General features: G+C 62.8%; 6 protein-coding genes. 3 read left to right on the forward strand and 3 right to left on the reverse strand.

Going from position 1 to position 8210, the window contains the following annotated elements; all coding sequences use genetic code 11:
* Positions 1–236: 236 nt before the first annotated feature.
* Positions 237–896: a lysophospholipid acyltransferase family protein gene (locus tag ASG73_RS17300; RefSeq protein WP_055998458.1), complete on the forward strand. Its 660-nt coding sequence runs from the start codon at positions 237–239 to the stop codon at positions 894–896.
* 22 nt (positions 897–918) lie between these two features.
* On the opposite strand, the gene ASG73_RS17305 is transcribed toward ASG73_RS17300, so the two are convergent.
* The gene (locus tag ASG73_RS17305) at positions 919–1380 is read right to left on the reverse strand and encodes a hypothetical protein (RefSeq protein WP_055998445.1); all 462 of its coding nucleotides are present in this window, start codon (positions 1378–1380) and stop codon (positions 919–921) included.
* A gap of 547 nt (positions 1381–1927) precedes the next feature.
* On the opposite strand from ASG73_RS17305, the gene ASG73_RS17310 reads away from it, so the two are divergent.
* Both ASG73_RS17310 and ASG73_RS17315 read left to right on the forward strand, forming a co-directional pair.
* Positions 1928–2677 carry a hypothetical protein gene (locus ASG73_RS17310; protein ID WP_055998446.1) on the forward strand — a complete coding sequence of 250 codons (750 nt, stop codon included), beginning with the start codon at positions 1928–1930 and terminating at the stop codon, positions 2675–2677.
* On the forward strand, positions 2674–3801 hold the full coding sequence (locus ASG73_RS17315) for an XRE family transcriptional regulator (RefSeq protein ID WP_082567371.1): 1128 nt from the start codon (positions 2674–2676) through the stop codon (positions 3799–3801). Before ASG73_RS17310 ends, ASG73_RS17315 begins: the two co-directional genes overlap by 4 nt.
* 152 nt (positions 3802–3953) lie before the next feature.
* Here the strand turns inward: ASG73_RS17315 and ASG73_RS17695 are convergent, their stop codons facing one another.
* Both ASG73_RS17695 and ASG73_RS17325 read right to left on the reverse strand, forming a co-directional pair.
* Entirely contained in the window at positions 3954–5735 is a 1782-nt protein-coding gene (locus ASG73_RS17695) for an ATP-dependent helicase (protein WP_162253998.1), read from the reverse strand.
* A gap of 26 nt (positions 5736–5761) precedes the next feature.
* Positions 5762–7645 (reverse strand): ATP-dependent nuclease, encoded by a 1884-nt coding sequence (locus ASG73_RS17325; RefSeq protein WP_162253999.1) that lies wholly within the window; start codon positions 7643–7645, stop codon positions 5762–5764.
* Positions 7646–8210: the final 565 nt, after the last annotated feature.

Raw genomic sequence — 8210 nt, forward strand, 5'->3', positions numbered from 1 at the left:
CCAGTCCTCGTAGCGGGTCTCACGGCTGGCGATGCACGAGTCGATGAGCTGGTCCAGGTCCGCGCCGGGCTGCAGGGTCTCTTCGGTCTGCTGGGTCTGGGTCACTGGTGCTCCTTGGTGAGTGAAGGTTGTGGAGGCTACTTTAGTGCTGAAGCAATATCCGTCAACACGCTTCAGTGGTGAAGCATGGGGGCTGCCTCAGACGCCCCGGGTGGGCCGTGGGCCAGACTGCGTGGGTGACCACACCTCGTCAGCATCTGAAGAACGCCGCCGGCTTTGTGCTGGTGTGGCTCGTGGCCAAGGTGGCCCACCGGGTGCGCTTCCGGGCGGGAGAGATCCCCCGCACCGGACCAGTGATCGTCGTGGCCAATCACCTCACGATGACCGACCCGCTCGCCGTGGCGCGAGTGGCGATCGGGCATCGTCGCTTCCCGCACTTCCTCGTTATGCAGGAGGTCTTCGGCTGGCCGGGTATCGGTGCGCTGGCGCGAGCCACGGGGCAGATCCCGGTGGCGCGAGGTTCGGCGTCAGCGGGCGATGCGCTCGACCGCGCCTCCGAGTTGCTCGGCCTGGGCGCGCTCGTCGCGCTCTATCCCGAGGGTCGCCTCACCACCGAGATCGACCGCATGCCGGGGCCGGCGCGTACCGGCGCTGCCCGCTTGACTCTCCGTCACCCTGATGCAGTCGTCATCCCGGTGGGCACCTGGGGGCCCCAGCAGGGCAACCATCACCTCTGGCACCGCCACACGGCCTGCCTGTCAGTCGGCCCGCCCCTTGACCTGACAGCCTGGGCGGGCCGTACCGATGACGCTACTGCTCGCGAGGTCACTGATGTCGTGATGGACGCCATCCGTGACGAGATCGCGCATGCCAAGCAGATGTGGACCGCCCGCTAGAAGCAGCCACGCCACGACCCGGTCAGTGCATGTGGGCCACGAGGCCCAGCCACGAGAAGCCGAGGTCGATCTCCGGCTCCACGTTTGCGTCCTCCCACGGGATCTGGTTCTTCTTCTGCATGTAGTGGTTGGCCACCGGCGTGCTGGGGGCCGGCGCACTGCCCGACGCGGCGGCCTCGACGGCCGCGACGTACTTCTCGGCTGCGGTCTTGTTGAACTTGCCGTCCATCAGCGCCTTACGGGTGCGTGGGTCGGACCCGACCACGACATGCAGCTGGCCCTTCCCCTCAGCGTCGTCGACGCCGACGACGTAGATCTTGGGGTTGGACATCTTGGCCTTCTCGAGGGCCACGAGCTTCCGCCCCTGGGTGTGGACGGCGAGGATCTGCAGGTTCTTGGTGTTCTGGACGACGCCGAGGGCATTGTCGAAGACCGCGTCTGCGGGGGAGGGGAGAGGCTGGGTGATCTCGTGGGGCGCGCGCATCGGAGGCCTTTCATGGACGGGCTGAGGGTGCGGCAAGGCTACTGATCAACGTGGCACGGCGGGCTCGGGAGCGGCTGGGCATCCTTGTGCTGGACGTACAGCGAGCCAAGGCGTGTCGTACTGCAGTTCGACCTGACGAAGGGAGCGGGCCTCTGGTTTCCCGGGGAACCGCTGGACCGGGCAGGCGAACTGCAGTACGACACGCCGCTGCAAACGCCAGCAGGCCAGAGGTGTGGTGCCTCCACGGCCCGTTGTGCGCCGAGGGGGTGCCACGGGGGTACCAGGAACCGGGGAGGTCCGTCGCCCCGATAGCGGAGCTGAGAAGAGCTCGCAGAGGCCCCGTCTTCGCGATGCTGCCCACCGCATGTACGGGAGCACATGTCTGGACCATGCACCCAAGCTGGGCCTTGACGGGATCTCGGAGAGGTCGGATCGTCGCCCGCCGGGGAGATGGAACGTACGAAAGCTCAGAAGTTCAGCGCGCGCCAGCGGCGTGCGCGCGGGCCGAAGGCCCGCCTTGAGACAGTATGGAAACTTCTTGCGAGAGGTGACAGCCACGACCGTGTCGTGTTTTACTTCCTCATACGAGGCGAAGAAGTACGACATGGAGGAACGCGTGACGGCACTGTGGGCAAGTGAAGAGTTCGGAGCCGAGGGCGCGGACGCGGAGTTGGCTCGTTTCGATCTCTCTGCTTCGGAGGTGGTGGAGCAGGTGTTGGTCAAGGCTGAACGGGAGGCAGCTGCGGAGTTCGGTGGCGGACCGTTCCCACGCAACGCCGTAGGGCTGGGCCGTTGGTTGTACTTGGTGAGGAACCTGAACGTTCTGCTCGCTGCCAAGGGGACCGGGTGGGAGGTCTATGAGCCTGATGGCATCTGCCGAATCCTGAATGCAGAGCGCAAGGTCGCGATCGTGGTACAGGCCGGGGACGAGATGACCGGAAGGCCCAAGGCCGCCGGAAGTCGCTACCCGCGAACCCGCCGCGATCGCGGCGCCGCTGTCTTGCGCACCGTGTCTTTCAACGGTGCCCCGATGCTGCCTGAGTTCGAGGCTGAGCGTGAAGAGGAACTCCGCTTGGAGGACCTCGACACTTGGTTTCTTCTCGTCCGCGCTGGGGAGGGGAAGGTGGCGGGAGAGCTCTCACTGCCACGCCCGGTTCTCGGGGACTCCAAGCGGATCGAGGCGTGGGGTCAGCGCATTCTGCTCGGTGTGACCGAGGTCGATGGCGTTGCCGCGAGCAATCCCTCCACGGACGACTTCCCGGACGATGGCATCGATTTTCCTGTTACTCGCCGATGAACCGCTTGAACGGTTCACGGCTTCGACTGGCGCGGGCCAGGCGGGGTTGGTCTGCAAGCAGGTTGGCCAGAGAAATGAACGTGACCCTCCGCACCGTTCAGCGGTGGGAGCGGGAGGAAGTGGATCCAACTGATGAATCGGTGACAGAGATTGCGCGTCTGCTTGATTTTCGACGAGGGTTCTTCTATGGAGAGGACGTGGAACATCTCGCCGCCCAGAATGTGAGCTTTAGGGCGCTGTCGAAGATGTCGGCAGGCGCACGCGACGGAGCAATCTCAGCGGGTCGTATCGGCACCGAGATCGGCCGATGGATTCAGGAGCACTATGTGGTTCCCACGGAGGATCTACCCACATTGACGGGGTACGACCCCGAGATGGCGGCGGGCGTTATGCGCGCGCGTTGGGGTCTCGGAGATGCGCCGATTCCAAATGTGCTGCACTTGCTCGAAGCGCACGGTATTCGCGTGTTCGGTATGGACCCGAACATTCAGCATGTGGACGCGTTCAGTTTTACTTCGAAATTTGGGGCGGTGATTTTCCTCAACACCAGTAAGACGGGTGAACGGCAGAGGTTCGACCTAGCCCACGAGTTGGGGCATCTAGTGCTTCATCAGGAAGCGGGGGCGGCGACGCCGAGGGCGACCGAGAGCGAAGCGCACGGCTTTGCAGCGAGTTTTTTGATGCCGCGCTCGGACGTTGTGGCGCAGCCACTATGGCGTGCTGGCATGCAGACTGTCCTCCACGCCAAGGGGAGGTGGCGCGTATCGGCGATGGCCCTCGCTCACCGCCTTCGGGAACTGGGCATGCTGACAGAGTGGTCGTATCGGGACTTGTGCATCAGTCTGTCGAAGGAGGGGTATCGCACTAAAGAAGACTTCCGGCCGATTGTTCCAGAGTCATCGATCCTCTTTAAGAAGCTTCTCGGGAGCGAACCGGCCCGTTCGGAGTTCATGTCACTCGCCGAAGAGCTCGGGCTCACTGATCGCGAGTTCAAGCGATATGTCTTCGGATTGTTCCCGACCTCTATCGACGGTGGTGATTCAGTCGGGAAGTTGTCGCGCGAGGGGAGAGATTCCCGAGACGCGGATAGTCAAACCCCGAGGTTGAGGGTGGTGAAGGGGTGACTGGAGGCCTTGGCTTGGGATTTGACAGGGCACTGCATTGGTTGGTCTGCTCGCGCCCGGGGTCCAAGACAAGACGGACGAGCGCAAGGGGAAGCGTGAGGAGTTGCGCCGTGTGGCGCGGGAGAAGCGCGAGCGAGTCAAGGCGGGGTGGTCTATTCGACGTGTTCCAAGAGCTCTAGGACGTACCTGCTTGGCCCTTCGTACTTGAGCTCCCAGAAGCCGCCGTTGTTCGTCCAGCCACTGCCAGTGATCAGGTACAACTCGTTGCGCGCACGTGTGACGGCCACGTAGAACCCCCGCCTCTCCTCGGCGACCGACTCCTCGTCGGGAGGTTCGCGGTCCCAAGCGGGAGGGCCGGTAGGTGGCCAGAGCGGGACGCTGCCCTCAACCAGACCCGGCATGATGACTGAATCAAACTCCCGCCCCTTCGCCGACTGATATGTCGTCACGGTGACAGCAGTCGGACTAATGCTGGATGCCAGGCCGGAGACCGGCACATCTGTCAGCTCGAGGAGCCTCCGAAAATCATCTTGGTCCGTCTCGTCCGGTAAGGCGTCGATCAAGTCTCGGATGCCGACGGCATCGGCGAGTGCGTCGGTAAACGCGTTAGCGGCCAGTTCGGGCTCGCCCTGCGACGAAAAGAACTCGGCGAGCTGTCGACCCCGGCTACGCCGGAACTCGCGGGTCCTGTCCTGCGACAGCCTTCCGAACTCGTACGCGAGCGCGGGGATTGTGAGATCAATCGGAAGGATCGCTCCTGGCGTATCTGGCAACGTGCTTCGCAACGCGCAGCGTGATACCCACCGCGCAAGCGGGCCCTTCGGGATCACGTCGGCGCGATCGTGGAAGTACTGGACACCTTGACGGTCAAGCTCCAGGAGAAGAGCCGTCAGGAACGCACCCTTTCTGGGATAGAGCAGCGCAATTTCCGCAGGCAAAACGCCCGCCGATAGTTGGCCTTGGGCCAAGGAAACAGCTCGCGAGGCATGCGCTGATTGATTTCCCGTAACTGAGACGTGATTAATTACGCCTTCAACATCCCGCACGTGCCGCTGTGCTGGTGCTGTCGAGGCAACGAAGCCTGCGGCTGCCGCAACCAGCGATGCCGCCGAGCGATAGTTCAGATCCAACTGGACGGTTTCAAAGTCTGAGCGGTGGCAAAGTTCGAGCAGGAAGGCAGGGCTAGCGCCAGTAAAGCCCAAGACACTCTGGTTCGGATCGCCTACTGCTGAGACCTCAGTGCCTGCAGCATGCAGGGCGGTGACGACCGAGTGGAGCACGACTCCCAGGTCCTGGTACTCGTCAACGAGGAGATGAGTGAACCTGTTCGCTAACAGCCTGAGGATGGTCGGATCTTTGAGAGCCTCCAAGGATCGAACGATGACTTCCTCGAAGTCAAGCACCCCGCGTTCGTGGAGGGTCTGCGCGTAGGCCTCGGCAGCTGCTTGAAGGGGCTCATCTCCTTCTACAGCATCCTCGCCAATTGCAATTCTGCGCCGTGCTCGGGTCAGGGCGAGCTTTGCATCGAACGTGTCCGCGATTCCGTGCTCGGTCAGCACGGCCGAACCCACCCTCTCGGCGGCCCTCTCGGACAGGATCTTGACGTTATCGGGCAACTTACGCGGCAGGATGTCTCGGTGGATAAGAAGAATCTCGTTGAGACAGAATGCGTGGGCGGTGCCGATCGAAACTCTCCGTGATTGCGGAAGCCCTAGGCGTCCGAGACGTTCCCGCATCTCGTCGGCTGCGGCATTGGTAAAGGTGATCGCAGCAAGTGCCGACCGACGCGGTACTGAGGTAGCAAGCAGTCGCGCGGCACGGACGGTGAGGACGGAAGTCTTCCCGCTACCGGGGCCTGCGAGAACCACTACGCTGCCATCGTGGTTAGCCGCTTCTCGCTGGCGGTCGTTCAGTGCAGCCAGCGCCTCCGTCAAGCGCACAGATTCGGGCGAGAGAGCCATCAGTCGGCTTCCGTTGGGATGACCACAGGCGCCCCAACCATCGCCGCAGCCGCGCTGATCGCATCAATCACGTAACGCAACGGATTGCTAGAGAGCTCCTCGCCAGACAACCGTACGAGCGGATGATTCTCCTGAAGGGCGAGAATTTCGTTGGCGACCCGCTGCCCAAGACGGCCCTTGCTCACGTTATCAACTGCCAACAGCAGCGACTTCCGGGTCTCTAGCGTGTTGCTGCTCAGGAGGTCGTTGACGCGCTGAGCCGGATCCGTCGTGGCATCTGGACTGAGGAGCGAGGAGATGGAACTCGCGAGCTCGGTGCCCAAGAGCGCACACATATCTACTTCAAGGGTGTGCTGGCCCACGAAGATCCCAGCAGCCGCAGCCTCAGAATACAGGGTGCCTAGGTCAATCGTGGCGTCACCGCCTCGGACCGCAACAACCTTCGCCTCAAGGGCCGCGCCGTCGACGCCCCCGACCAGTCGGGCAGCTCGCACCAGGCCACTTAGCGCGACTTTCACGTCTTGGTCGCCGTCAGTCATAACTAGGTGTGGGATGTCGAATCCCCCCGGCCCCAGTAGTTTCCGATAGGGTCCAAAGTCGGTTCCTTGAACGCTGGCGACGACAACCCCCCAAGCGTCGAGATCAAACCCGAGTCGTTCTGCCAAGCTACGCACGACGTAGACGTCGGCGATTCCTTCGACGAGGATGACTGCCTTCGCGAACAAGAACTCAGCTCGGCTGGTGTCGAGATACCGATCGAGGTCCGCCAGTTCCTCCGGAGTGAGGTCAGCAGTCGGGACCGTCCGCGCCGCTGTGACTCCCGTGGACTGGTCCGAACGCAGCAGGACGATGGACGCCAGGTCCGCAACTGCGGCGATATTCGGACTATGCGTGGTGAGCACCAATTTTGTGTAGGCCTGTAGCAGGAACCCAAAGAGCTTCCGTTGAAGGACGGGATGGAGATGCGCCTCTGGCTCCTCAACCCCTAGTACGAAGTCGAGTTGTGCGTCATCCTCCGTTCGGAGTGCCAGGCGTTCGAGTAGAAGTGCTAGGTACACGACGTTGGCCCCGCCAGTGCTTGAGTCGCTGACGTCCCTGCTCCGCGAGCCGTCGATGAAGAGTCGGAGACTTCGGACTAGTTGTTCTCCTCGGCTCGCTGCGACACCCATCGTGGGTTCGATACCGAGGTGGTTGCCACTCATATCGGCTAGGCGAGATTTAAGACTGGCCCCCGTGGCCAGCAGCGCCGTGTCGGCTGCGATCTTGTCCGTCGCCTCACCGATTGTGGCAAGCGCTGTGTCGATGAGCGTCCGAGACGGTGGGCGCATTTCAACGATGGCGGCAAGCGGGCTCGTGCGCCAGCTTGCGAGGTCTCGGGCAGCGTCTCGGAGCGCTGGAACAACGGTCAAGGGCATCTCGTCGACGATCCGGCTGGCATCTCGCGCCTCGTCCGAGCCACCGAAGATTCGCCAGACGAAGTCGTGCGCAGTGGCATCGGCTCTGTCGTCCTCAGCCTTGGCGGGTTCTTCTTCCATGCGCCACACGTACGTGACACGGGCGGTCAGCGGGCTCTTTGAGACGATCCAGCCGTCGAACTGACTCAATGCGCCCGTCGAGCCTTCAAAACCTTGGAGCTCGACCTCGACACGGACCTCGACATCGGCAAGCGGGGTTGATGCGAGCGTCGCCTCACAGACATCTGTCTCTCTTAGCCGACGGGCGCTTCGCGGGAGGGCCGGATCCAGAACTAGCTGAAGCGCGACGAGCAGGTTGCTCTTGCCGGCACCGTTCTCGCCGACGACGATTGCGTTTCGAGGAAATGGATCGACCACAAGGCTTTGGAAGTTCCGGAAGTTTGATATCCGGAGCGCGCTGATGTGCAAGCTTCCTCGTTTCGCCCGGGAATGTCTGCTCCGAACCATAGTCACGTTCACACTGCCGCATACGTATGAGGCCCAGGTTTGATTCCGCACGTCCATATGAGTTGGCAGGATGCGAACCATGCCGAAGGAGGCCGATCGCTGAGGGGGCGGTGTGCATCGGGTCCTGGGGCGCTCACCTTCAGCTCCGAGATGGCCGAGAGCTGCAACCCAAGGAGGCTCGTCGGAGTCAGTCGTGCCACCTCCCGATCAGCACGGTAGGTATGCACCGCCACCGTGGTCCGTCGAATGGACAACCGCCGGTGCAGCGCATCGCGCGGATCGGGCTGTCCTCGACCGCCTGAATCTCGAGTGGGGGTACCAGGGGGGTACCAATGTCGAGGCGGACGGGGACCTGTCGTGACTGCTTTTGCCGCAGAACCGACGAAGCCCCCCGAGTTACCGGGGGGCTTGCGTGGAGCCGCCTGTCGTGTGCTGGCTCAGGACATCGGAATAGGGTGTCTCGCGACATCGGAATAGGGGTGTCTCGGGTCATCGGCATAGCCGCGGATGGCTCGCGATGCTGAGG

It is taken from the genome of Janibacter sp. Soil728 (genome assembly GCF_001428305.1).
In the GTDB taxonomy this organism is placed as follows: Bacteria; Actinomycetota; Actinomycetes; order Actinomycetales; family Dermatophilaceae; genus Janibacter.

Excerpts from the sequence above, each read along its gene's own strand:
- ASG73_RS17315 (WP_082567371.1), top strand. The coding sequence starts at position 2,674 with ATGAACCGCTTGAACGGTTCACGGCTTCGACTGGCGCGGGCCAGGCGG.
- ASG73_RS17305 (WP_055998445.1), bottom strand. The coding sequence starts at position 1,380 with ATGCGCGCGCCCCACGAGATCACCCAGCCTCTCCCCTCCCCCGCAGAC.